General features: G+C 51.3%; 25 protein-coding genes and 1 pseudogene. 14 read left to right on the top strand and 12 right to left on the bottom strand.

Translation table 11 applies throughout. The features are described from left to right. Positions 1-14: 14 nt before the first annotated feature. Positions 15-563: a DUF998 domain-containing protein gene (locus A7C91_RS00620; protein ID WP_068664022.1), complete on the top strand. Its 549-nt coding sequence runs from the start codon at positions 15-17 to the stop codon at positions 561-563. A gap of 41 nt (positions 564-604) precedes the next feature. Continuing rightward, positions 605-1,186 (top strand): annotated as a pseudogene (locus A7C91_RS00615) (7-cyano-7-deazaguanine synthase); the annotation flags it as partial. A 329-nt stretch (positions 1,187-1,515) separates the two neighbouring features. On the opposite strand, the gene A7C91_RS00610 reads toward A7C91_RS00615, so the two are convergent. Further along, on the bottom strand, positions 1,516-1,881 hold the full coding sequence (locus A7C91_RS00610; RefSeq protein WP_199920056.1) for a hypothetical protein: 366 nt from the start codon (positions 1,879-1,881) through the stop codon (positions 1,516-1,518). Positions 1,882-2,793: 912 nt separating this feature from the next. On the opposite strand from A7C91_RS00610, the gene A7C91_RS00605 reads away from it, so the two are divergent. Together A7C91_RS00605 and A7C91_RS00600 are read left to right on the top strand one after the other, a co-directional pair. Further along, positions 2,794-3,615 (top strand): cysteine synthase family protein, encoded by an 822-nt coding sequence (locus tag A7C91_RS00605; RefSeq protein ID WP_068664018.1) that lies wholly within the window; start codon positions 2,794-2,796, stop codon positions 3,613-3,615. Then, a complete protein-coding gene (locus A7C91_RS00600; protein ID WP_068664011.1) occupies positions 3,612-3,941 on the top strand; it encodes a hypothetical protein in 330 nt (109 codons plus the stop codon). Before A7C91_RS00605 ends, A7C91_RS00600 begins: the two co-directional genes overlap by 4 nt. Positions 3,942-3,977: 36 nt before the next feature. Here the strand turns inward: A7C91_RS00600 and A7C91_RS00595 are convergent, their stop codons facing one another. The 4 genes from A7C91_RS00595 to A7C91_RS00580 all read right to left on the bottom strand — a co-directional run bounded on the left by A7C91_RS00595 (position 3,978) and on the right by A7C91_RS00580 (position 8,194). After that, on the bottom strand, positions 3,978-4,706 hold the full coding sequence (locus A7C91_RS00595; protein ID WP_068664009.1) for an acetate--CoA ligase family protein: 729 nt from the start codon (positions 4,704-4,706) through the stop codon (positions 3,978-3,980). 30 nt (positions 4,707-4,736) lie between these two features. Then, entirely contained in the window at positions 4,737-6,155 is a 1,419-nt protein-coding gene (locus A7C91_RS00590) for an acetate--CoA ligase family protein (protein WP_068664007.1), read from the bottom strand. 103 nt (positions 6,156-6,258) lie between these two features. Further along, the gene (locus A7C91_RS00585; protein ID WP_068664005.1) at positions 6,259-7,014 is read right to left on the bottom strand and encodes a sugar phosphate isomerase/epimerase family protein; all 756 of its coding nucleotides are present in this window, start codon (positions 7,012-7,014) and stop codon (positions 6,259-6,261) included. Position 7,015: 1 nt separating this feature from the next. After that, positions 7,016-8,194 (bottom strand): magnesium transporter, encoded by a 1,179-nt coding sequence (locus A7C91_RS00580; RefSeq protein WP_068664004.1) that lies wholly within the window; start codon positions 8,192-8,194, stop codon positions 7,016-7,018. Between the two features lie 109 nt (positions 8,195-8,303). On the opposite strand from A7C91_RS00580, the gene A7C91_RS00575 reads away from it, so the two are divergent. Together A7C91_RS00575 and A7C91_RS00570 are read left to right on the top strand one after the other, a co-directional pair. Beyond that, complete coding sequence (locus tag A7C91_RS00575; protein ID WP_068664002.1) at positions 8,304-8,912, top strand: potassium channel family protein; 609 nt, start codon at positions 8,304-8,306, stop codon at positions 8,910-8,912. Further along, positions 8,905-9,480, top strand: a complete 576-nt coding sequence (locus A7C91_RS00570; protein ID WP_068664000.1) for a potassium channel family protein — start codon at positions 8,905-8,907, stop codon at positions 9,478-9,480. Before A7C91_RS00575 ends, A7C91_RS00570 begins: the two co-directional genes overlap by 8 nt. Before the next feature lie 35 nt (positions 9,481-9,515). Here the strand turns inward: A7C91_RS00570 and A7C91_RS00565 are convergent, their stop codons facing one another. Both A7C91_RS00565 and A7C91_RS00560 read right to left on the bottom strand, forming a co-directional pair. Then, on the bottom strand, positions 9,516-10,256 hold the full coding sequence (locus A7C91_RS00565; RefSeq protein ID WP_068663991.1) for an endonuclease III domain-containing protein: 741 nt from the start codon (positions 10,254-10,256) through the stop codon (positions 9,516-9,518). After that, positions 10,222-10,659, bottom strand: coding sequence for a DUF6849 domain-containing protein (locus A7C91_RS00560; RefSeq protein WP_324609491.1), 438 nt, complete (start codon positions 10,657-10,659; stop codon positions 10,222-10,224). Before A7C91_RS00560 ends, A7C91_RS00565 begins: the two co-directional genes overlap by 35 nt. Positions 10,660-10,742: 83 nt before the next feature. Here A7C91_RS00560 and A7C91_RS00555 point away from each other — a divergent pair, with 83 nt between their 5' ends. Genes A7C91_RS00555 through A7C91_RS00545 form a run of 3 tightly spaced genes read left to right on the top strand, consistent with a single transcriptional unit; the run spans position 10,743 to position 12,964 of the window. Next, positions 10,743-11,204, top strand: a complete 462-nt coding sequence (locus A7C91_RS00555) for a PadR family transcriptional regulator (protein WP_324609526.1) — start codon at positions 10,743-10,745, stop codon at positions 11,202-11,204. Between the two features lies 1 nt (position 11,205). Beyond that, positions 11,206-12,192 (top strand): ATP-binding cassette domain-containing protein, encoded by a 987-nt coding sequence (locus A7C91_RS00550; RefSeq protein WP_068663981.1) that lies wholly within the window; start codon positions 11,206-11,208, stop codon positions 12,190-12,192. 4 nt (positions 12,193-12,196) lie between these two features. Further along, on the top strand, positions 12,197-12,964 hold the full coding sequence (locus A7C91_RS00545; protein WP_068663979.1) for an ABC transporter permease: 768 nt from the start codon (positions 12,197-12,199) through the stop codon (positions 12,962-12,964). A gap of 5 nt (positions 12,965-12,969) precedes the next feature. On the opposite strand, the gene A7C91_RS00540 is transcribed toward A7C91_RS00545, so the two are convergent. After that, a complete protein-coding gene (locus A7C91_RS00540; protein ID WP_068663977.1) occupies positions 12,970-14,205 on the bottom strand; it encodes a phosphoglycerate kinase in 1,236 nt (411 codons plus the stop codon). A gap of 126 nt (positions 14,206-14,331) precedes the next feature. Between A7C91_RS00540 and A7C91_RS11410 the strand changes: the two genes are divergently transcribed. The 5 genes from A7C91_RS11410 (at position 14,332) to A7C91_RS11395 (ending at position 16,154) form a co-directional block, all read left to right on the top strand. Then, positions 14,332-14,655, top strand: a complete 324-nt coding sequence (locus A7C91_RS11410; RefSeq protein ID WP_234394414.1) for a restriction endonuclease — start codon at positions 14,332-14,334, stop codon at positions 14,653-14,655. Further along, positions 14,633-15,169, top strand: coding sequence for a hypothetical protein (locus A7C91_RS11405; protein WP_234394413.1), 537 nt, complete (start codon positions 14,633-14,635; stop codon positions 15,167-15,169). The genes A7C91_RS11410 and A7C91_RS11405 overlap by 23 nt, the downstream gene beginning before the upstream one ends. A 16-nt stretch (positions 15,170-15,185) precedes the next feature. Further along, the gene (locus A7C91_RS12095; protein ID WP_267886238.1) at positions 15,186-15,311 is read left to right on the top strand and encodes a hypothetical protein; all 126 of its coding nucleotides are present in this window, start codon (positions 15,186-15,188) and stop codon (positions 15,309-15,311) included. Between the two features lie 191 nt (positions 15,312-15,502). Next, positions 15,503-15,715 carry a hypothetical protein gene (locus tag A7C91_RS11400; protein WP_234394412.1) on the top strand — a complete coding sequence of 71 codons (213 nt, stop codon included), beginning with the start codon at positions 15,503-15,505 and terminating at the stop codon, positions 15,713-15,715. Next, positions 15,708-16,154 carry a hypothetical protein gene (locus A7C91_RS11395; RefSeq protein ID WP_234394411.1) on the top strand — a complete coding sequence of 149 codons (447 nt, stop codon included), beginning with the start codon at positions 15,708-15,710 and terminating at the stop codon, positions 16,152-16,154. Before A7C91_RS11400 ends, A7C91_RS11395 begins: the two co-directional genes overlap by 8 nt. 310 nt (positions 16,155-16,464) lie before the next feature. Here A7C91_RS11395 and A7C91_RS00530 read toward each other — a convergent pair whose 3' ends face one another. From A7C91_RS00530 to A7C91_RS00515, 4 genes are all read right to left on the bottom strand, one after another. Next, the gene (locus tag A7C91_RS00530) at positions 16,465-17,088 is read right to left on the bottom strand and encodes a hypothetical protein (RefSeq protein WP_068667344.1); all 624 of its coding nucleotides are present in this window, start codon (positions 17,086-17,088) and stop codon (positions 16,465-16,467) included. 89 nt (positions 17,089-17,177) lie between these two features. Then, positions 17,178-19,178, bottom strand: a complete 2,001-nt coding sequence (locus A7C91_RS00525) for a metallophosphoesterase (RefSeq protein ID WP_068663975.1) — start codon at positions 19,176-19,178, stop codon at positions 17,178-17,180. Positions 19,179-19,245: 67 nt separating this feature from the next. Then, complete coding sequence (locus A7C91_RS00520; protein ID WP_068663965.1) at positions 19,246-19,845, bottom strand: DUF447 domain-containing protein; 600 nt, start codon at positions 19,843-19,845, stop codon at positions 19,246-19,248. Between the two features lie 34 nt (positions 19,846-19,879). Further along, positions 19,880-20,944, bottom strand: a complete 1,065-nt coding sequence (locus tag A7C91_RS00515; protein WP_068663957.1) for an ABC transporter ATP-binding protein — start codon at positions 20,942-20,944, stop codon at positions 19,880-19,882. Between the last annotated feature and the right edge of the window lie 5 nt (positions 20,945-20,949).

Below are 20,949 nucleotides of genomic sequence, written 5' to 3'. Positions count from 1 at the left end.
GTGAGGTGGAATCAATGGTCCCCCAGCGCCTCGCCTCCTACTTGGCCTTGTCTCTCCCGGTAATCTTTATCGTCGGCTTGGCAATTGTGATAAGCGCCAACCCCTGGTTTTCCTTCACGAACAACGCGCTGAGCGACATGGGTTCGCTTAAAAACCCCAACCGCTGGCTCTTCAACAGCTTCCTGATGTTTTTTGCATTGATAGCAATGTTCCCCTCACTCGTCGCCTTCAGGAACGGCCTCTCCTACCTTATGCCCTTCGCGATAGCCTTCCTCTTCCTCGTGGGAATCTTTCCGGAGGAGCTGCCTTTCCACGCACCCTCTGCGGTCCTCTTCTACATCCTTGCCCTGGCAGACATTGCAATTGTCGGAGCGAAACTCGGGAGGACCAACCCAATTAACTACCTCTGGACGGTTCTCTCGGTCCTCGTCTTCCTCGTGATACTCTACCTGATCAAGGCAAGGGTTTTCAAAGGTCTGGCCATTCCGGAGCTCATCGGAGCAGCCTTCATCCTGGCCTGGTTCGTTTATCTCGGAATCCTGCTGAAGGGTTTCAAACCCTGAGTTCAGAAAACCCTCTTAAGGGCTTGGGAGAACCAATGCCCATGAAGGCCGTTGCACTGCTCAGTTCGGGCATTGATTCCCCAGTGGCGATATACCTTATGCTCAGAAAGGGCATGGAGATAACGCCAGTCCACTTCAGGCAGAGCGATAAGAAGGAGTCAAAAGTTCTGGAGCTCTGCGAGATTCTGAGTAAGTACTGAAAGCTCAATGAGCCCGTAATCGTTGATGCTTACGAGGAACAGGCGCCGATATTTTCCAAGCCGGTCGAGATTGGAAAGGCCAGGTGGGCGTGTCTTTTCTGCAAGTACACGATGCTGAGGAAGGCCTGCAGGGTGGGGCACGAAGTCGGGGCAAAAGCTATAGTTACTGGCGATTCCCTCGGGCAGGTGGCATTGCAGACCCTTGACAACCTGCTGATAATAAGTCAGGCAAGTGTTCTGCCTATTTTGAGGCCCCTCATCGGCCTTGACAAGGGGGAGATAGTCAGGATGGCAAAGGAGATGGGCACGTTCGAAATAAGCATAGAACCTGAAGAGTCCTGTCCGTTCGTGCCGAAGTATCCGGTAGTGCGCGGCTCCCTTGGAGAGTTCGAGAAGATAAGGGAGAAACTCGTGAGGGGAGGGTGCTTTAAAGCATCTTATTCCTCGCATGAGATTCTCTCAGGTCCACATCGAGGATGCAGGTGCAGTTCTTATACAGGCATCCCTGAGTACACCACTGGTCACCGCGGGCTGGGTATTTTGTATGCTTTTACTCCCTTGGTTGTTTGGACGTATATGACGTTTCCTTCGAGTTTGACGTTCAGTGGCCTATCTCCGTCTTCAAACTCTTTACAGGCGAGTTTTCTTAAGCTCCCTACTGTAAACACACAGACTCCGTTCTTCTCGTTCCTGAGCTCGTCCGAAGGTAGTAAGCCACCGCCACATATTCATCGTTGGCGTCAATCAGCAGTCTAACACCGAGGGGGGTGCCCTTCAATCGTGGCGATTTCACTCTTTTTCACCTCCTCAGCTCTCACGAGGTATATCAACGCCCCCGTTTTCCACAGATCAATGTCATAGTAGCCCATTGTATAGTACACCGTCTCACCCAGAATCCTTATGTGTGAGATGTACGGCCTCCTGACGTCGGGGCATATCTTACTGCTTATGTTCCCGTCAGAGGTGTTCACAAAGTGAATGAACAAATCCGCGAGGATTATGCTCCTATTGGGGTACATTTCCGGGAAGGTTCGGTATTTTTCCTTCCATATGGGGGTTGAGTTGTAGTCAAACAGCGCCACGGAGCTTCTCCGTTCCCCTGGGTAGTATGAATACACGACTACCCCTCAGGGACACAGAAATAATTTTCTTCCACACCTTCTAAGGTCACGTTCGCCTTCGGCGTTCCGTTAAGGAAGGGGGTGAAGTTCCCGAGATGCTCAAGTCCGCTCTGATAGTACTGAGATTTAACTTGGATTACCAATAAACATTGAATGAAACCAGTAGTCTCTTCCTCAAAATTAACCCCATCGGTTGCTATCAGAACAAGTATCTTATTATCACCTGTTTCGTTGACACTTATTGAGATGTTGGACTTATTTTGTAAATGTAATCCTTCACCTCATTAGGAGGGAGTGAGTTATCTTTTTAATAATAAAAAGAAACAGCAAAAAATTAAAAATCCTGCCAAAACCTTTTTATCGTTCTTCATGACACTCCACCATTTACCACCTTACTACTCAGTCCCATCCACATTGGGTTCCATACTCTCTCCAATTACATACTACAAAATTCTGGGATCTATGTCTATTCTCTCATTCTCATGTCGATTTGGACCGCCAGTTCAGCCACTTGCCGGTAGTAGGCTATGAGCCATTCCAAGTCACGTCAGTTCTTACTGGATGGACTTTTTTAACATGCTCTTGGATGATTATCCAATTCCGCATTCGCCCTTCCCTAACAAGGCTGTCAAGTGTAATTACTCAAATTTGTATATAACACTTTTGTCTTTGAAATACGACAATTAAAACTCACGTTGAATAACGCGCAACTGTTGGAGTTATGTCCAAGTATTTAAAACGCAAATTAATTACCCAATTTTGTGTATAACTGTTCGTTTTAGGAAAGTTTTTAACGGCTTTATCGGAGCCCTCTATGGTGATTGCAAATGAACGTGTTTAACAGCACACTGGAACTGTTCGAAAAGTACAAGCCAACCCCCCTGGTTAGGCTTTCCACTGAGAGGAGGGATGTATTTTGCCAAGCTAGAGTTCTTTAACCCCTTCAGCAGGAGCATCAAGGACAGGGCCGTTTTTAACATGCTTATGAAGGCCATCGAGCGCGGGGACATCAACGGCACCAGGAAGCTTTTTGAGGCAACTTCCGGCAACGTCGGGATTTCTCTGGCTGCCATCAGCAACGTTCTCGGTATGGGGTTCAGGGCATACCTGCCAAAGCCTACACCAAAGGCCACCCAGGTTCTGCTCAGAGTCCTCGGTGCGGATGTCGTCATGACGGACTTCGAGACCATAGATCCCGCCATGGTTCAGTACGTCGTCGAAGAGGCGAAGAAGGCCTGGGCGGCTAACCTCAACCAGTTCGAGAACAACGACAACTTCGAGGCCCACTACCGCTTTACCGCCCGGGAGATAGACGAGCAGCTGAAGAGCATCGGTAAAAAGCCTGACGTTGTGATAGCGGGCATAGGCACCTCGGGCCACATAGCGGGTCTGGCGAAGTACTTCAAGGAGCGCTACGATACAACCGTTGTGGGCGTCGTCCCAGCGAAGGGTGAGAAAATCCCCGGCATAAAGCGCCTTGAAACAAAGCCCAAGTGGTACTTCCAGGTAGACATAGACAAGGTCGTGGAGATAACCCGGAACGAGGCCATTGAAGGGGCCATTGGAGTGGCCCGCAGGGACGGGCTCCTGATAGGGCTCAGCTCGGGAGCGGTGGTCAAGGCGTACGAGAAGATCTCCAGCGAATTCGGGGAGAAAACCTACGTTCTAGTCTTCCCGGACGATGGGTTTAAATACGTGGAGATCTTTGAGAGTTACCTGGGGATTACATGAAACGGCTAACCCTTGCCACCTATCTTCTTTTTCTCAACGGCTTTCTGCTTCTGTACTACGCCTATTCCTTCGGCTCGATTGTCTACCTTGCCTTCGGCCTTTTAAGCATGGGGCTCGCTTATGGCCTCGTGAAGGAGAACAGAACTACCATAAAAATTGCCCTCATCTATTCTGCAATAGAGTTCTTCTTCGCGCTGCTATTCCTCATCGCTGGCAATCTTTTGTCTGCCGTTGATGCCACGATAAGCTTTCTCACCCTCCACGACATTTTGGGCTACATTCAGGAAGTCACGAGGGAAGAAATAGATGGGAAAGAAAAGGCCTGAGGCTCAGGCGCACCTCTCCTTGTACTCAGAGCTTGTCTACTCTTTCTTCTCTGCCGGCTCTTTGACGATTATCCTTGCATCGACGATAACTGCACCCTTACCCTGTTCGTAGACGAAGACCGGGTTGAGGTCCATCTCCTTGATGTAGTCCCTGAGCTCATCCACGAGCTGGCTGACCCTGAGGAGGAGGTCAACTATTGCATCAATGTCCGCTGGTTCTTCTCCGCGCGCCCCGGCGAGAATCGGGTAGCTCTTGATTTCCCTGATCATCTTCCTGGCGTCATTTTCGGTAATCGGCACCAGCCTGAAGGTGACGTCCTTGAGAACCTCTACGAAGATTCCACCAAGGCCGAACATTATTGCATGGCCGAACTGCGGGTCTTCGGTAACGCCTATAATGATCTCCCTTCCGGGCTTGAGCATCGGAGCAATCAGGACGCCGAGTATCTCAGCATCTAGCCTGTACTTTCTCGCATTCTCGTGGATGAGCTCCCACTTCTCCCTGAGCTCCTCGGGAGTCTTTATGTTGAGGAGAACTACTTTAGCGTCGCTCTTGTGGAGTATCTGCGGCGACATCAGCTTCATGGCAACTGGGTAGCCGATCTCCTCTGCGTACTTGAGAGCCTCGTCGAGGGTCCTGGCAAGTTTTTCATCAGGAATGGGAAGGCCATACGCTTTGAGGACCTGCTTGGCCTCGTACTCAACGAGTGCAGTCCTCCTGGACTTCAAAACCTCTTCAATAACCTTCAGGGCCTCTTCCTTCATAATATCACCACCGCAAATGGAATAATAGAGTCAGTCCCCCCTCATGAGGTATTTGGCATATTTGACAAGGCCCGCCAGGGCCCTAACTCCCCTCTCGGGGGTTGAATAGACGGGGACGCCCTTTTCTTCGAGCATCTTGGCATAGTAGTCAGTCTTCTTACCGCCCATGGCTACAGCAACGATGGGCTTGTCGCTATTCTTCTGGTATTCGGCCAAGATGTTGATTATCTTCTCCTCCTCAAGGAGCGGAACCTGGAAGAGGACTATTACAAGTATCGCATCTACGTTCGGGTCGTTGATGAATCCCTCAATTGCTATCCTGTAACGCTCGGCATCGGTGTCGCCGACGACATCGGTTGGGTTGCCAGCAACGGCGTGTGGTGGAAAGTTCTCCTTGAGGAACTTGAGTGTTTCCTCGCTCAGCTCGGCCATCCTGAGGCCAAACTTGGCAACGGCATCGCTCGCCATGACTCCTGCTCCACCGCCGTCGGTGATTATGCCTATCCTGTCGCCTTTCGGAAGCTTGTCCTTCAGAGCTGCGAAGGCCTTCGCTAAGTCGAACATGTGCTCGAAGTCCTCGGCACGGATTACACCCGTCTGCTTGAAGACTGCATCGTAGATAGTGTCCGCTCCAGCCAGGGAACCGGTGTGAGATGAAGCTGCCTTGGCACCGTACTCGGTTCTTCCGCTCTTGAGGGCTATGACCGGCTTGACCTTGGTTATCCTCTTGGCGGCTTCCATGAACTTCCTCCCATCCTTCACGCCCTCGATGTAGAAGGTGACGACGTTTATGCTGTCATCGTGGATGAAGTAGTCCATAAGGTCGGCATCGTCGACGTCGAGCTTGTTGCCGTAGCTGACCATCTTACCGATGCCTATTCCAGCCATTGCCACCCAGTCGAGCATGGCAGCGGCAAAAGCACCGCTCTGGCTGACGAAGGCAATCGGCCCGCTCTTTGGCCTGTCCATTTTGCTCTCGGGCAGAAAGACGGTGTCAACTCCTGTATCTGGCACGTAAACACCGACGCAGTTTGGACCAATGATCCTTATGCCGTTCTCCTTGGCAATCTCATAAATCTTGCGCTCGAGCTTCTTCCCTTCTTCACCGAGCTCACCGAAGCCACCTGTAATGATGATAACTGCCTTAATGCCCTTCTTCGCTATCTGCCTCATCGTGTCCGGAACAAACGGGGCAGGAATCGAGATGACGGCCAAATCGGTGTCATCCGGGAGCTCCTCAACACTCTTGTAAACCTTGTACCCGTCTATCTCATCGAGCTTCGGGTTTACAGGGTAGATGTTGCCCTTAAAGATACCGCGCTCCTTGTTTATCTTGAAGTTCTCAAAAATGACGTTTCCGACTTTCCCTTTCTTGTTGGTTGCGCCGATGATAGCGACCGCCGTTGGGTCAAAAAAGGGCCTCATTTCCTCAACTATCCTTGGCTCCATTGCTCATCCCTCCGACAGAAAATAATCTCCCTTTTTCTTCTCATTCTGGATGTATAAAAGCCTTATGTTTACCAAAGGAGGCTTTAATGAATTAGAAGGTTCATCAATGCAGGCTTTTCAAAAATTTGAGGCTTTTTCCCGCTGATTTTATGTCCGCCACCTCGAGTGCTTTGGTCACCTTCGGCAGCTTGGGAAGTAGTTTTTCCCATGGTACCGCACCATCACCGAGGGGCAGGTGTTCATCCCGCTCTCCTAGGTTGTCGTGGAGGTGAATATGGACTACTCTGTCCCCTAGAAGTTCAAGGAAGCGGTCGAAATTAGCCGTCGTCGTGTTCAGATGGCCGACGTCAAAAGTGACTCCTATCTCGATGCCCTCCACCAGCTCTGCGAGTCTGTCGCAGCTCTGGGCATCCAGAATGGGAAAGCGGGGCATATTTTCTACACCGATTCTAATGCCGAGCTCCTCACCCCAGTTAGCTATCCTGTGGAGCGATTCCCTGTGTATCTTGAGGTACCTATCGCGGTGTTTTATGCTGAGCGGCGAGCAGTGGCCTGGGTGGATGGTAACTACAGTGGCATTCATCTGAGCCGCGACCTCAAGGGTCTCCCTGAGAACCTCGAGGAAAGCTCTTCTTATGCGTTCGCTAAACGCCCCGATGTTCACGTCGCTGAATGGGGCATGGATGCTGAGCTTCAGGCCGGAAGATTCTATGACTTCTGCGAAATGGCGGTAGTTCTCATGCGTCAGATATCGCGGCCACTCACTCACGAATTCAATGAACTCAAAGCCGAGGTTTTTGACCTTCTCAATCCAAACCTCAAACTCCCCATCAAGGGCCGTGGTTGAAAGCCCAAGCACCTCAACCACCCACTATGAGCTTGGCTATCAGGATGACATAAATCGTCCCAAATATATCGCTGTTGTTGGAGATGAGCGGAATTGCAACGTTGTCTGGGTCGATGTTCTTCTGGAAAAGGAAGTATGAGATGGTGTAGGAGTAGAGCATGATAAAGAGGGCCATGAAGGGGTAGCTGAGAACGAGCTCGTATATGACCCTCGGTTCAACGCCAAGTATGAGGTAAGCTATAAGGATCCCAAAGGCGTTTATCAGCAGGCCGATAATTGGCGTCGTGAGGAAGAGTGAGACTATCTCCAAAAAGGGCTCCCTCGAGAAGTAACCATCTATTTCACCGAGGTGGAGCGCTGTTGAAGTTTTAGCGGCTATTATCGAGCCGTAGTTTCCGAAGCTACTCAAGATTGAGGGGTAGGCAAAACCGAGGATTATAGACGCCTGAATCAGCCCGCTGAAGCGCTGAAGTGTGAAGCCGGATATAAGTGAGAGGAGAGCGAGGGCCGTAATTATTGTAAAAAGCTCTCTGAGCTCCAGGAGCTCGGCCTTTCTAACCCGTGAAATCCCAATCAGGAACAGGAGGAGAACAATCAGAACCAAGTTGCTTCCCCAGAAGATCTCCTTTGACCTTTCCAGGAGGAGTATGAACGCTATCAGCGCCGGAATCGTGAGCAAATCGCCCATCGAGGCGACGAGTGGAGATGCTATGCTGTCCGGGTCTATCTCCTTCTTGAACGCGAATATCGTCACAAAGGCCGTGAAGTAGCCGAGGATAAAGGATACGAGTATGGTCGAGCTCACCACTACAAGGAGGATTTCAAGGGCATGGTACCGTATCCCCCTGAGTACTCCAATGGCCCATAGAATTGTGACGGGAATCAGTGAGAGGAGCATGGCTATGGCGATGTTCTTGAGGACTTTCTTATCCCTTAGGGATGGTTCGAGGTCACCGAGATACAGCATCGTGGAGAAGCGTGAGGCCATAGAGCTAAAAACGTTGCCGCGGAGACCCATCATGCCGGGGAGAATGACGAGGAGACCCGGGTAATCGCGATTTATCTTGTCAAGGTACGTACCGAGGAAAGTTCCGCCGAAGAACCCAATTATCAGAGAGACGACTAACGATGGCAACGAGACCCTGTAAGCGTTCTTTACTTTCCCTTTGAGGTCCTGGACTATCACTGGCATCACTCTCCATCCATCTCACCCCCTAAACGTTGACCTCGGTGGGTATTAAACTTTTCGCGGGCGAAAACTAAATAAGATTCCCCTCGATTCCCCTATCGGTGAGAGTCTGGTGGAAGAGTGGGACGAAATCGAGGTTCCCAAAAACGTTAAGGACATCTTCGTTGAGATGAAGAACACCGCCGAGTTAATGGTTGACCTGGCTTATTCCTCCGTTCTCTTCAAGGAGGATGAAATAGCGGAGGAAGTCCTTGAACTGGAGGAATATCTGGACCTGCTCAATTACCACCTCATGGTTCACGCGGTTCTGGCCGCAAGGAACCCCAAAGAGGCCGAGCAGATAACGTCGATACTTCACATGGCCCACGCTATAGATGATATGTCAAACGCAGCCGCAGACCTGGCCAAGATGGTTCTCGAGGGCGTCGAGCTCCACCCCGTTATCACTGAGGCCATCCTCGGCAGCGAGGAGATAATAGGGAAAATCTACATCTCGGCAGACTCGCTTCTTGTCGGCAAGACCCTCGAGGAGCTTGACCTTGCAACTAACACCGGAGTTTGGATTATAGCGGTCAGACGCGGGAAGCGCTGGATATTCGACCCCGATGGGGACTTCAAGGTATTCCCCGGGGACATACTAATCGGCAGGGGCACGAGGACCTCGATAGAGTACCTCAAAGAGATAGCAAGGGGCAACATAAAGGTGATGAGCAATGAATGAGCTCGATGAGATTAGGAACTGCCTCATTGAGATGAAGGACCTCTCGTCCCTCATGGTTGACCTCGCCTTTTCCGCTGTCATGTACAACAGCGAGGATATAGCTGAGGAGGTCTACCTCTTAGAGGAGAGAATGGACGAGCTTACTTTGAAGGTCAAGCGCCTTGCCCTGTTGGTGGCGAAAAAGGAGGAAGACCCAGTTAAGCTTCTGAGCGTCATCGACATGGCCGATACAAACGAGCAGATTTCAGATGCCGCCTACAAGATTTCGGATCTCATCCTCAGAGACGTCGAGCCGCACCCAATAATTAAGAAGATTATGGAGGACACCGAGGAGGAGCTTGGAAGGGTAACGGTTCATCCTGCTTCTCTCCTCATAGGCAAAACCCTTAAACAGCTCAAGCTTCCGAGCAAGATTGGAACGAGAATTCTCGCGATAAAGCGCGGAACGCGCTACATCTACAACCCGGGAAAGGACGATAAGATAGAGGAGGGTGACGTCCTCATAGCGGTTGGCTCCGACCTCGACAAGCTCAGGAAGTTGGCGGGGGAAGAGGTAGAAGAGGAATGATTTCCCATATTACTTCCCGTTTCTTCCCCCGTTAATTACTTCCCACCCTTCTTCGAGTTTCCCTTTATGTCCTCGTCTGTGACAAGGCCTTTAGCATAGGGGCAGAGCTCCCTGAGCGGACAGCTCTCGCACTTTGGCTTCACCGGCTTGCATATCGCCCTTCCGTGGTCAACCATGGCGTGGTTCACGTATATCCACTTCTCCCTTGGGATGAGCTCCCTCAGGTAGTCTTCAACCCTCTCCGGCTGAACCCTCGGGGGAGCCAGGCCTAGGCGCTTGCTTATCCTGTTCACGTGGGTATCAACTGGAATCGCCTGCCTGCCGAGGCCATACGCTAAAACTATGTTGGCGCATTTCCGCCCTATGCCCGGAAGCTTCATAAGCTCGTCAAGACTGTCGGGGACCTTTCCCCCATACCTCTCTAGGATTATTTGGGACGCCTTCACTATCCACTCACCCTTGGTCTTCCAGAGGCCGACGCCGCTCTTCCTCAAGAACTTCTGCATCTCTTCAACCGGCGTTGTTGCTATCGTCTCAATGTCTCCGTATCTTTTGAATAGCTCCTCCCACACATTATAGGTAACTTCATCGCGCATCCTCTGGGAGATTATGCAATGAATAAGCGTCCTGTACGGGTCGCCGATGAGAAGCTTCTCCCTCGGGTGGGTCTTCGTCAGTATCTCTACGATTTTTTTGGCCCTCTTCCTTTTTTTCTCCCAGCTCTCGGAAAAGGTGAAGCCCTCAAGGCTTAACGAGCCTGACTTTTCGCTTGCCATGGACTATCACCACTGTGTCTTTGGAGGTGCTAACTTTATTTACCTCCTCGAACTCGTCGCTATAAATCTTTTGCCCGTTTTGGTTCAGAATTAGAACTTTCCTCAGGAAGACGAGAACGAAGCCGTTCTCGAAGGAAATCAAATGTCTAATAGGCTCGTCGAACTCGAGGTCAACAACGAGCGTTTCTCCACTGGCTAACTCTACCATTGTCCCCCTGCTGACCTTGAGGACTTCGGGCTCCGCGTAGATGACCTTGAAGCGGAGCGGCTTCCCCAGCAAATCGACTTCGATTTCCTGGCCTGCTTTAATTTCCCTGCCAATGAGCTTGGCTTTCAATATTTCTTCGAAACCCGCTGGAAGCTTAGCATCGAATAACGGTTTTAAAATGAGCTTCATGACCATCCCCGAAACGTTATTCTCCGTAACGTAATAAGCCTTCCGAACCAAAATCTTTTTAAACGATATATCTTTCGATATATCTGGTGATGTATTTGGAGAGGCCAAAATTTAAGGGGCATCTGAAGCTTCTCATCCTGAGCCTTCTGGAAGAAGAGCCCATGCATGGTTACGCGATAATGCAGAAGCTCAGTGAGAGATTCGGGATTCCAACCCCAAGTGCTGGGACGATATATCCTATACTCGCAAGCCTTAGGAGGAGTAGACTCATAGAGGTCTCGGGAGAGGGTGAGAGAGATAAGAAAGTTTACCGAATAACGGAGAAGGGGCTTGAGTATCTCGAACTTCACGAGGAGGAACTCCGGGAGGCCATAACCAAGGCCGAGCTTTTCAACGAGTTCGTCGAACTTGGCGGGAGGGAAGTTGGAAGCGCTCTACACCTTGTTTTGGAGAGCCTTCCTGAGCTCAGTGATGAGCAGAAAAAGGAGTTAAGCCACGCTATGAGGGAGTTCGCAAGGGGAGTTAAGCTCATTCTTCTCGGAGGTGATTGAAATGCACGCCATTGAGGTTGAGAATCTCGTGAAAAAATATGGCGACTTCGAGGCCGTTAAAGGGATTTCATTCAAAGTGAAGAAGGGCGAAATATTTGCCTTCCTCGGGCCGAACGGGGCTGGAAAGACCACCACCGTTCATGTTTTAACGACCCTCCTCAGGCCGACCGCCGGAAGGGCCATTGTGGCTGGCCACGACGTTGTGAAGGAGCCGATGGAGGTCAGGAAGAAGATAGGCATAGTCTTCCAGGACCCAAGCGTTGATAGAGATCTCACAGCTTACGAGAACATGCTCATCCACGGCAGGATTTACGGCCTGAGTAGAAACGAGCTCAAGGAAAAGATAGAGATGCTTTTGAAGTTCGTTGAGCTCTGGGAGTTCAGGAACAGGCCGGTTAAGTTCTTCTCGGGTGGAATGCAGCGCAGACTTGAGATTGCCCGTGCTCTGCTCCACGAGCCCGAGATACTGTTCCTCGATGAGCCGACCATAGGCCTTGACCCTCAGACGAGGGCGCACATCTGGGAGTACATCAAGGCCATGAAGGAGGAGCACGACATGACGATTTTTCTTACCACACACTATATGGACGAGGCGGAGCAGTTGGCTGACAGGATAGCCATTATGGATCACGGGAAGATAATTGCCGAAGGAACGGCTGATGAGCTAAAGAAGCTCGTCGGGAATGACATAATCTACCTCAGACTCGAGAGCCCGAAGGAGGAGCTCAAGTGCATAAAGGCGGACTTCATAAAGGGCTGCAGGCTCCTGCCAGACGGCAGAGTTCGGCTCGACGTTGAAAACGCGGCTGAGGCACTGCCGAAGCTCTTCGAGCTTGCCAGCGAGGGTGGAGTTAAGATACTCGAGGTTACCTACCACAGGCCAACGCTGAACGACGTCTTCCTCCACCTCACCGGCAGGGAAATACGCGACGAGGGCGGCGAGAGCAACGCGATGAAAATGGTGATGCGTGCAAGGATGAGGAGGTGAGAGCATGAGGGTCTTTACTACCATGATATACCGCGAGATAAAGCGCTTCATCCGCTCGAAAGCAAGGGTTATAGGCTCCCTCCTAAACCCGCTCATCTGGCTGATATTCTTCGGCAAGGGCTGGGCTGGGGCATTTAATTTCCCTGGCGCGAGCATGATATTCGGCGGAGTTGACTACATGACCTTCATGGTGCCCGGAATAGTGGCAATGACCGTCTTCAACATGGGCTTCATGCAGGGCATAACGCTCATATGGGACAGGCAGTTCGGCTTCCTCAAGGAGCTCCTCGTTGCCCCTGCATCGAGAGTCGAGGCGATAATAGGCAGGAGCGTCGGCGGAGCGTTGATGGCCATGATCCAGGGAATAATAATCCTCGCGCTGAGCTTCCTCATTGTTGATGGGCTGAAGCTTTCGGGGGTCATTCCAACGTTGATGATGGCTTTCCTCGTCGGCGTAGCCGTCTCAGGTCTCGGCATGGCCATAGGCATGAGGATGACAAGCATGGAGGGCTTCCAGATAATCATCACCATGCTGATGCTTCCAATGACCTTCCTGAGCGGTGCGTTCTTCCCGATAAGCAGCATGCCCAACTGGATGCAGTTCCTGGCCAAGCTCAATCCGCTGACCTACGCGGTCGATGGGGCGCGCTATTACCTTGCCGGAATAGAGCCGACTTTCAGCATAGCCATCGACTGGACGGTGCTTACAGTGCTCGCGGTGATCTTCGTCGGAATAGCCGCTCTGGAGTTCAGGAAGGCCACCATTGACTGAGCCTTCTACCTTTTTGTCTTTTCTTTGAACCGCTCGTAGCTTATCCTGAACGCCTCCAGCACCGGCAGCTTTTCGCCCGCGAAGAAGCTCAGCATAGCCCCGCCGCCGGTCGAGACGTGGCTTATTCCCTTTATCCTGTACTGGTAGATGCTCGCTATCGAGTGCCCGCCACCGACGACGCTGAAGGCGGTACTTTCCCCTATTGCCCTGAAGACCCCAACCGTGCCGAGTGCAAACTCCTCACGCTCGAACACTCCCATCGGGCCGTTGGCGACTATTATTTCAGCCTTGGCGAGCACGTCGCGGTACTTCTCTATCGTCCTAGAGCCTATGTCAAGTATTGGATATTCATCGAAGAGGGCCTTCTGGTCGCTGAGCAGATCAACCTCGAGGCGTTCGCCCTTGTAGTCAACGGCAAAATCTACGGGCGTCTTGATGAACGGGTAGAAGTAGTCTAGTATTTCCTCCGCCCAGTCCACAAGATCGAGAAGACCTTTTCTGGCCATAAACTCCAGGTTGGCATCTCCCAGATGGAATCCCTTGGCCAAGGTGAAGACGTGCCCCACCAATCCACCTGTGAGTATAAGGTCTGCTCTACCTTTTTTGAGGACGTTTTCAGCCACGCGGAGGGAATCGTCTACCTTCGCTCCCCCAAGAACGTAAACCCTCTGCCCATCATTGGTTTCGTATGCCCTGGTGAGCGCTTCTACTTCCCTCTCCATGAGGAATCCCATTATCATCGGCTTTAAGCGGGCGAAGCCGACCAGCGAAGGCTGGCTTCTATGCACCGCAGCGAAGGCGTCGTTCACGACGTAGTCAATTAGTGGAGCAAGCTTCCTCACGAAGTAGGTTCTCTCGCACTTTTCGAGGGACTTGTACTCGACTTCTTCTGCGGCGAATCTGAGGTTCTCGAGGAGTACTGCCTCTCCGGGCTTGAGGGCTTTGATTTTCTCGCGTGCGTACTTTCCGAAGATGTCCTCGACGTATTCAATTTCCTGGCCGAGCAGCTTGCTCAAAATCTCGGCATGCTCCTCCGTGGTGATGTAGTCTCCCTTGTGGGGCTTGCTCTGGTGGGTTCCTATGACGAGCTTTGCCCCTTGTTCGAGGAGGTAAACGATGGTAGGCAGAACCGCTTGGAAGCGGGCGTCGCTGATTATCCTTCCATTCTTGACAGGGGAGTTCAAATCGACCCTCAGAAAAACGGTTTTGCCATGATAGTTGAAGTCGGTGAGCTTGAACATCTCATCACCGTGGAGATGTTAAATGGAGGACATTAAAAACTTATTTTGAACACCTGCAGTGATAATGAACTCTGGGGAAAGAGATTTATAAAATACCTTAAAGTAATAATATTCTGTGGTGGATTCTTGCCATGGGTAAGAATGATGGTGTGGACCTTGGATTTGATAATGCTTGCATCGGAGGAAACGTTTATTGAGAACGTCATCGAGCTATTGAAGAGAATGGGCTTTTGGAACTGCGAGAAGGTTGCAAGCAAGAAAGAGTGGGGAATTGATGTAGTTGCCATACGCGGTGATCCCCTCTCTGGAACGGAAAAGCTCGTTATAGCGATTCACCACAAGAGGCTCGCCGCTTCTCGGGATGTTAACGTCTTTGCCGGCCTCGTGGATAAATACAAAGGCCGACAAGGGGATACTTATCTCGATCATGAGGTTTACAAAGGACGCTAAGGTTCTAATTTCGAGGGAATACAGGGGAAGGGTAATCCCGTGGGACGGTGAGAAGCTCGTCTTGCTCTTCAACAACTACTCCATCGAGCCTCCCTCTGAGATTATCAGAATGGCAGAGACTAAGAAAGAGAAGAAAGGTGAGGAGAGTCCGCTTGAGGAGTTCGAACTAGATGTTCCCCTGCTGTATGAGTTCTCAGCCGATAGTGTCGTTAAGAAGGTTGCCTCCTTTGCCTCCTCGAAGTATCTGATAAAGGCAGAGGAGGTTGAGCTCGAGTCTCTCTCAGTTACCCTATCTAGCGCCTACATTTTCTTGTGGTCCGTTGAGGGCGGAGATAAGGATAAGGCCGTTGTTTTCTCGCCCGGTAGTCGTCCTCAGGGTACATCCAACGAGAAGCTTCGTGTTCTTATCACAAAGATCCTCCTCAACGACCGCTCCATAATACGCGCCACCGAGAGGAATATAAGCCCAAGTGCGGCCGTTCTTATACTCAAATCAAGGCCTCAAAAGACCTGAACGTCTCGATGGTAAGGTGGTCATCCACGAGAGGAAGAAGGTGTATGTTCTGAAGGTGGCCGAGCTTGAGCTTAAGGTCGGGGACAACAGGGCGAGAGCGGAGATAGACCTCGAGAGTGGTGAAATGGAATTCAACATATAGCCCCCTTCCGGATGAATATTTTGTGAAGAAAGCAGAGAACTTGGTTATGGACTTCATCGGGGACGAGCCCCCCTGAAATCGGGCTGAAAAGGGAGAAGGGAAAGGTGAAAATTACTGGAAGAACCGAGAGGTTCTCCTTCAAGGTTTCGTTCAAAGAGTACACTGAGCGGCCCCATAGAATAGGGTGCCTGATGAGCGATGAGGCTCTCAATGAGCTCCTGAAGACGGTCTATCCAACGGGCAACTTTTGGGTCTGGAGAAGAACAAAAAAACTTGTGATCGCCGAGGTTCTGGGTGAGGACGGCATCGCCGTCCTTGAGGTTGATCTCACGAGGGAGAGCTATGCCGAGGTGAGAAAGCTTCCTTCGCCGGAGGATGCATACAAGAACGTCAAAGATGTCTAGAGGCGACTTTCCCCTCAGGAATCTGGAGCTTAAAGGCTACCGCATGCTCAAGCATAAGTACCTCGAGCTGAACCTGGAGAGCGAGGATAGAAGGGCAATCGTGAAAGTCGATGGTGCCACGGGGGATGTCCTTGACTACCGTATTGAAATAACGCCCGAACGTGTCAAGGAGATAGTAGCCGGCAGGTACCCGAACTTCACAATAACTTCTATTGAGGAGGCAGATGCAGAGTACATTGTCTCGGCTGAAGATGAGAAACACGAAGTGAAGATCCCGTGGGCAAGGACGGAAAGCTCATTAAGGAGATTCACAGGATTCTCAAACGGGAGCTGGCGGAGAAACTTGCCGAGGAGAAGGCTAAGGAAATCGATGAGGAGGCAGTCCTCAAGGGGATTGAACTCCACGAGCACGGGGAGATCGAATTTGCGGGGGGACTAAGGTTAAAAAGTTCCTCTATAGGGCCACGGGGGAGATTCTCAGCCAGGACGTCCGCTTCACGGAGACGGCAGTAGAAGCAATGTACCGCGAGCACATCAGGAGGAAATACAGAGAGGAGAACCAAAAACGGGGAGACTGGCCCACTACAAAGACAAGGCTTACATCAACATCAAGCTTTCAGGAAATGACAGATTCTACTACGCCAGACTCGATACCCGAACTGGAAGGATACTCAGCGAGGATACCGTGCCAATAAAGGGGATAACCTCAAAATTAAAGAGAATACAGCTGGAGAGCAAGTACAGGTGAGTCATGCCATCAGCATGTTTTCTATCATTCTAATGGCTTCCACTATTTTCCTTTCTGGCTTTTCTTCGTTCCTCGGTATCTCAAGATTGATGACGAGCCTCTCTTCCTTCTCGTCCTCGAGGTCGTATATCTCAAGCTCCTCTATCTCGACGTCCTCGAAGATGCTCTCTATCTCGGGGCTGATTATCTTTCTGTCGTTGCCGTAAACTTCGACCCTGACCATGTCATCGGTGGTTGATGCGACCACAACTATCTCGTAGGAGCCGATCTTCTTGATGAACCTTATGACGCTGCCGTACCCCTCGATCTCCTCCCTGAAGCCGAGCTGGCGCATTGTGCTCCTTATCGCCTCGGTCTTGCTCTTTATCTTGTTGAGAATCCTCTCGCGGAGTTTGTAGCTCTCCTCAAGGGCCTTTTTTATTCCCTCGCCGGTATTGTCGACCGTTCCCTCCCATATGCCTATGACCTTGATACCCGATGACGTAGGCCTGAGCTCTATTTTAATCGATTTAACATCAAAGTCTCTTAGGTCATCTATTTTAAGCTCGCCAAGGGTGAGTATGTCAAACTCTATTCTCACGAGGTTACCAAAGGCCTTCCCCTTAAACTTCACCTTCACCACCATGGTAGGGTTTAGGGGATGGTTTAAAAACTCTTCTCTTCCTATACTCTCAAAAGTGGGCAGAGAGTAATAATAAAAAGGGAAAATGCCTCTCACTTCCTCCTTCTAAGGAGGAGCGGAATCATCACCAGACCAACGAGGGCGGCTGGACCACAGGTGCTTTCGCCAGAGGCAGTTGGGGTGGTTGTAGTTGGTGTAGCAGTGCCCGAGTAAGTGTACTCGGCTTCTCCAGTGTTGCCGTAGAAGTCGGTCGCTATGACCTTGATGGTGAAGCTCTCTGCGTCCACTCCAGGAATCTCGGTGAAGTAGGTTGCTTCAACCTCAGCCGGCTTCATCGAGAAGGCTGGATACTCAGCAACGACCTTTCCGTCGACGATGACCTCAACTTTCATGTCCTTGATTCCGACGTTGTCGTTGGCGCTGATGTAGACCTTAAAGGCCTGTCCTGGCTTGGGTTTGCTCGGCGAGAGGTAGCCGATGCTCACCTCTGGTGCCTTGGTATCGGTCTCTTTGACCACTGCTATCTGGCTCATTCCCTCTGGAACGGTGATGTTAAGGAGCATGTAGTAGGTTCCGCCGATTTCCCTCTCGCCCAGGACGGTGTAGGTTATGTTAGTGGCCTGCGGGTCTATCTTGGCCCCTTCCGGAATCTCGAGGACAAACGGCCCGCTGATGCTCTGGCCGAGCTCGTTGATGAACTTGACTGCCGTCCCCTCTTCACCGTTCTGCCTGAAGACTATGAACTTCTGTGGTATTGGGAGGGAGATTATCGTGTTCTCGGCGAAGAGGTCGTTCACGAACGGGAACTCAACCTTTCCATCGGAATAGACATAGATGACCTGGGAGCCGTACCATGAGGGCTGGGTATAGCCCCTGTTAATGTCGGTCTGGCTTGGTGGGTTGCTGGTTTTATCCGGGGCGCCAGTAGTGGTGAGTGTGTAGAACCAGTGCTTGTTGCCGTTCTTGTCGATGTAGAGGACGGGCTTGTCCTTGTGTATGTGTCCGCTGAGGATGAGCTTGACATTGTACTCCTCCACTATCTGGAGGAACTTCCTTGCGATGTCCTCATATTCTCCGTTCTTTCCGACCCAGTCCCAGCTGGCGAGCTTCTTTATCTGCTGCCAGTCGTTGTCGTCGAAGGCAGTAAGGTTCTCAACGACTCCTCCTTCGTACCTGCTTATGTACCAGAACGGATGGTGAACGAGGACTATGGGTATCTTGCCTGGGTGATCCTTGAGAACCTGCTCCATCCACTCGAGCTGCTCCATCTCGGGGTGCCTCTCCTCGCCGCGGCTGTCGAGTCCTATGATGATGAAGTTCCCGATGACCTCATAGAAGTACCTCGGGCCAACGTATTCGGTGTAGTAGGTCGGTGGGTGGTCATGGTTGCCCTTCACGCTTATGAAAGGTGTTCCAGCGGCCGTGGCGTGGAGTATGGTCTCGTCGAGCATCTGATAACCTGTCCTGTCGCCGTTGGTGTCGACATCGTCACCTGTAGAGAGGATAATGTTCACAATGTTCTCTCCATTCAAACCCACCATTGCGTAGTACGTCATGAAGCTGTCGGTAGCGGTGTAGCTGTGCAGAGGTATCGGATTCCGGCAGTACTCGAGTATCTCGGTGGTGCTCTTCTGGAAGTAGTCACCGCAGACGAACCCCATCTTGGAGCCGCTCGTGATGTGGAGGTCGCTTCCTTGGGCTATCCTGAGAACAGTGGGTGCCTCCTTCATGACCCACACGCCGTTGGGTATGGTTACCTCGCCCTTGTCGCTCTTGACGACGAGGAAATAGACATCTGGGACTGCATCATCAGGTATCTTGGCCTTTATTACACTGTTCTCAGTGTCTAGTATCTGGAGGTCGTAGGGACCGTGGAGGATTGAGATTATCTGGAGGCTCTGTATTGTAACACCCTCAGCGGGGTAGATTTCAATGGTGTCTCCAGGGAGCCCTATCGCTGGAGCACCTGGAAGTGGTTTGACTAAAACGTCCCCCGGGGCGAGGTCAGTTGCTATGGCTGAAACGGTGGTCGTTGGAATTGCTGTCAAGGTGAAAAGGGCTACCAACAGGACTATTATTCTTTTGCCCAGCATGGTATCACCAAGACATCCATAGGAAAACTGAATTATAAGTTTTCCCTTTCTAAACAGCATTTGAAGTTCAGGGGTTCCATCTGAGCGACGAGACTGCCCATCCCATAATTTTTTCGGCAATTTCAGAGTTTCCTCCGAAGCGTTTATACATCTGATAGTTTATCCAAATTCGCTCGTAGAGGTTCCTTGCCAGCTCAACCTTTACCTCCCTCGTGGTCACGAAGAGCCTCGTCAAATCAACTGCCATTTCGAGGAGAAGGTAATCGGCACGGCTTATGGGTCGAGGGGGAAGGGAACCCTCTATAACGCCCTCTGGTTTGAGGGAACACCTGAGAACGGTGGCATTTCCGAGTTCGTCCTCGTAGGTTTCTTCCATGAGCTTAACTTCCCCATAAATCCCTGGAAGGCCTTTAATCCAGCGATGGGACGTTCCCTCCGCGAACTCAACGTTCACTGGAATGTTTAGCGCGAGCTTGACCAAGAGCTCGACGTCGTTTGTTATCTGAATCGAGGCGTAGGGATGGGCTTTCAGCTCCTCCGCACTTCTCCCACCGAAGAGCTTGAAGTTGAGAGCCTCTCCCTTCCTGACCGCACCTACTGGAGTGGCATTGGAGTGCGTAACCAGGAGAACCTCGTAAACCTGTCCTTCGTTGAAGTGTTCGAGCATCCGTGCCACCAAGGGGAAATGGAGAAAAGGGAATTTAAAGCTGCTGCTTTGGAAGGACGATTATATCGTCCCTATCAACGTAGAATGTGACCTCTTGGAGCGGTCTAAGGTGGGCAACTTCCTTGTCGCTGATGGTTCTGGAGATAATCCTGGTCTCCCCGAAGAGGCCAATGACCTCGACGAAGAAGCCGTAGTATTCAATGAGGTCTACTGTTCCTGTGAATGAGACCGCCTTCTCGACGGGCTTGAGTTTTATCCTCTCCGGCCTTATGACGATAACAACTTTGTCGCTCTTCTCGGTGTAGTAAAGACCATCCAGCCTTATACCCTCGAACTCGACGGTAACCCTGTCCCCGTTCCTCTCGATGACTTTGGCCGGAATGACGTTGGTCTTGCCCATGAAGGAAGCGACGAACTCGGTCTTGGGGCTCTCGTATATCTCCTTCGGCGTTCCTACTTGCTCAACCGTTCCGACGTTCATAACGGCTATTCTGTCGCTGATTGCCATAGCCTCCTCCTGGTCGTGGGTGACGTAGAGGACTGTTATTCCAAGCTCGCGCTGAATCCTCCTTATCTCGGAACGCATCTCAAGCCTGAGCTTGGCATCGAGGTTGCTCAGCGGCTCGTCGAGGAGGAGTATCTTCGGCTCAACGACGAGGGCCCTAGCGATGGCGACACGCTGCTGCTGACCGCCGGAGAGCTGGGTTGGATACCTATCCTCGAAGCCCGAGAGCTTGACCAGCTCCAGCGCCCACTTGACCTTCCTCTCTATCTCATCCTTCGGAAGCTTCTTGATCTTCAGACCGTAGGCGACGTTGTCGAACACCGTCATGTGTGGCCAGAGGGCGTAGTTCTGGAAGACTAAAACCGCTCCCCTCTCGCTGGAGCTCATGTAGGTAACGTCCTGGTCGTCGAACCATATGGTTCCGCTGTCCGGGAAGTCAAGGCCAGCTATTATTCTCAAGGTTGTGGACTTTCCACATCCGCTCGGTCCGAGCAGGGTGAAGAGCTCGCCGTGCTTTATGTCAAGGTTTATCCCCTTGAGGGCGACGGTATCTCCAAAGGTTTTGACGATGTTCTCAAGCTTGACCTCAACCATTTTCA

The sequence above is a fragment of the Thermococcus piezophilus genome, from assembly GCF_001647085.1.
Taxonomy (GTDB): Archaea; Methanobacteriota_B; Thermococci; order Thermococcales; family Thermococcaceae; genus Thermococcus; species Thermococcus piezophilus.
This window is presented reverse-complemented; position numbering and strand designations above follow the sequence as displayed.

What these genes read in the sequence shown, in the direction of transcription:
- A7C91_RS11405 (WP_234394413.1), top strand. Translation starts at nt 14,633, where the DNA reads ATGAGGTTTACAAAGGACGCTAAGGTTCTAATTTCGAGGGAATACAGG.
- A7C91_RS00565 (WP_068663991.1), bottom strand. Translation starts at nt 10,256, where the DNA reads ATGGCAAGCGAAAAGTCAGGCTCGTTAAGCCTTGAGGGCTTCACCTTT.
- A7C91_RS00515 (WP_068663957.1), bottom strand. Translation starts at nt 20,944, where the DNA reads ATGGTTGAGGTCAAGCTTGAGAACATCGTCAAAACCTTTGGAGATACC.
- A7C91_RS00555 (WP_324609526.1), top strand. Translation starts at nt 10,743, where the DNA reads ATGTATTTGGAGAGGCCAAAATTTAAGGGGCATCTGAAGCTTCTCATC.
- A7C91_RS00570 (WP_068664000.1), top strand. Translation starts at nt 8,905, where the DNA reads ATGAATGAGCTCGATGAGATTAGGAACTGCCTCATTGAGATGAAGGAC.
- A7C91_RS00600 (WP_068664011.1), top strand. Translation starts at nt 3,612, where the DNA reads ATGAAACGGCTAACCCTTGCCACCTATCTTCTTTTTCTCAACGGCTTT.
- A7C91_RS00540 (WP_068663977.1), bottom strand. Translation starts at nt 14,205, where the DNA reads ATGTTCAAGCTCACCGACTTCAACTATCATGGCAAAACCGTTTTTCTG.
- A7C91_RS00520 (WP_068663965.1), bottom strand. Translation starts at nt 19,845, where the DNA reads ATGCTCGAACACTTCAACGAAGGACAGGTTTACGAGGTTCTCCTGGTT.
- A7C91_RS00580 (WP_068664004.1), bottom strand. Translation starts at nt 8,194, where the DNA reads ATGCCAGTGATAGTCCAGGACCTCAAAGGGAAAGTAAAGAACGCTTAC.
- A7C91_RS00560 (WP_324609491.1), bottom strand. Translation starts at nt 10,659, where the DNA reads ATGGTCATGAAGCTCATTTTAAAACCGTTATTCGATGCTAAGCTTCCA.
- A7C91_RS11400 (WP_234394412.1), top strand. Translation starts at nt 15,503, where the DNA reads ATGAGCGATGAGGCTCTCAATGAGCTCCTGAAGACGGTCTATCCAACG.
- A7C91_RS00605 (WP_068664018.1), top strand. Translation starts at nt 2,794, where the DNA reads ATGTATTTTGCCAAGCTAGAGTTCTTTAACCCCTTCAGCAGGAGCATC.
- A7C91_RS00545 (WP_068663979.1), top strand. Translation starts at nt 12,197, where the DNA reads ATGAGGGTCTTTACTACCATGATATACCGCGAGATAAAGCGCTTCATC.
- A7C91_RS00595 (WP_068664009.1), bottom strand. Translation starts at nt 4,706, where the DNA reads ATGAAGGAAGAGGCCCTGAAGGTTATTGAAGAGGTTTTGAAGTCCAGG.
- A7C91_RS00525 (WP_068663975.1), bottom strand. Translation starts at nt 19,178, where the DNA reads ATGCTGGGCAAAAGAATAATAGTCCTGTTGGTAGCCCTTTTCACCTTG.
- A7C91_RS00590 (WP_068664007.1), bottom strand. Translation starts at nt 6,155, where the DNA reads ATGGAGCCAAGGATAGTTGAGGAAATGAGGCCCTTTTTTGACCCAACG.
- A7C91_RS11395 (WP_234394411.1), top strand. Translation starts at nt 15,708, where the DNA reads ATGTCTAGAGGCGACTTTCCCCTCAGGAATCTGGAGCTTAAAGGCTAC.
- A7C91_RS00620 (WP_068664022.1), top strand. Translation starts at nt 15, where the DNA reads ATGGTCCCCCAGCGCCTCGCCTCCTACTTGGCCTTGTCTCTCCCGGTA.
- A7C91_RS00550 (WP_068663981.1), top strand. Translation starts at nt 11,206, where the DNA reads ATGCACGCCATTGAGGTTGAGAATCTCGTGAAAAAATATGGCGACTTC.
- A7C91_RS00530 (WP_068667344.1), bottom strand. Translation starts at nt 17,088, where the DNA reads ATGGTGGTGAAGGTGAAGTTTAAGGGGAAGGCCTTTGGTAACCTCGTG.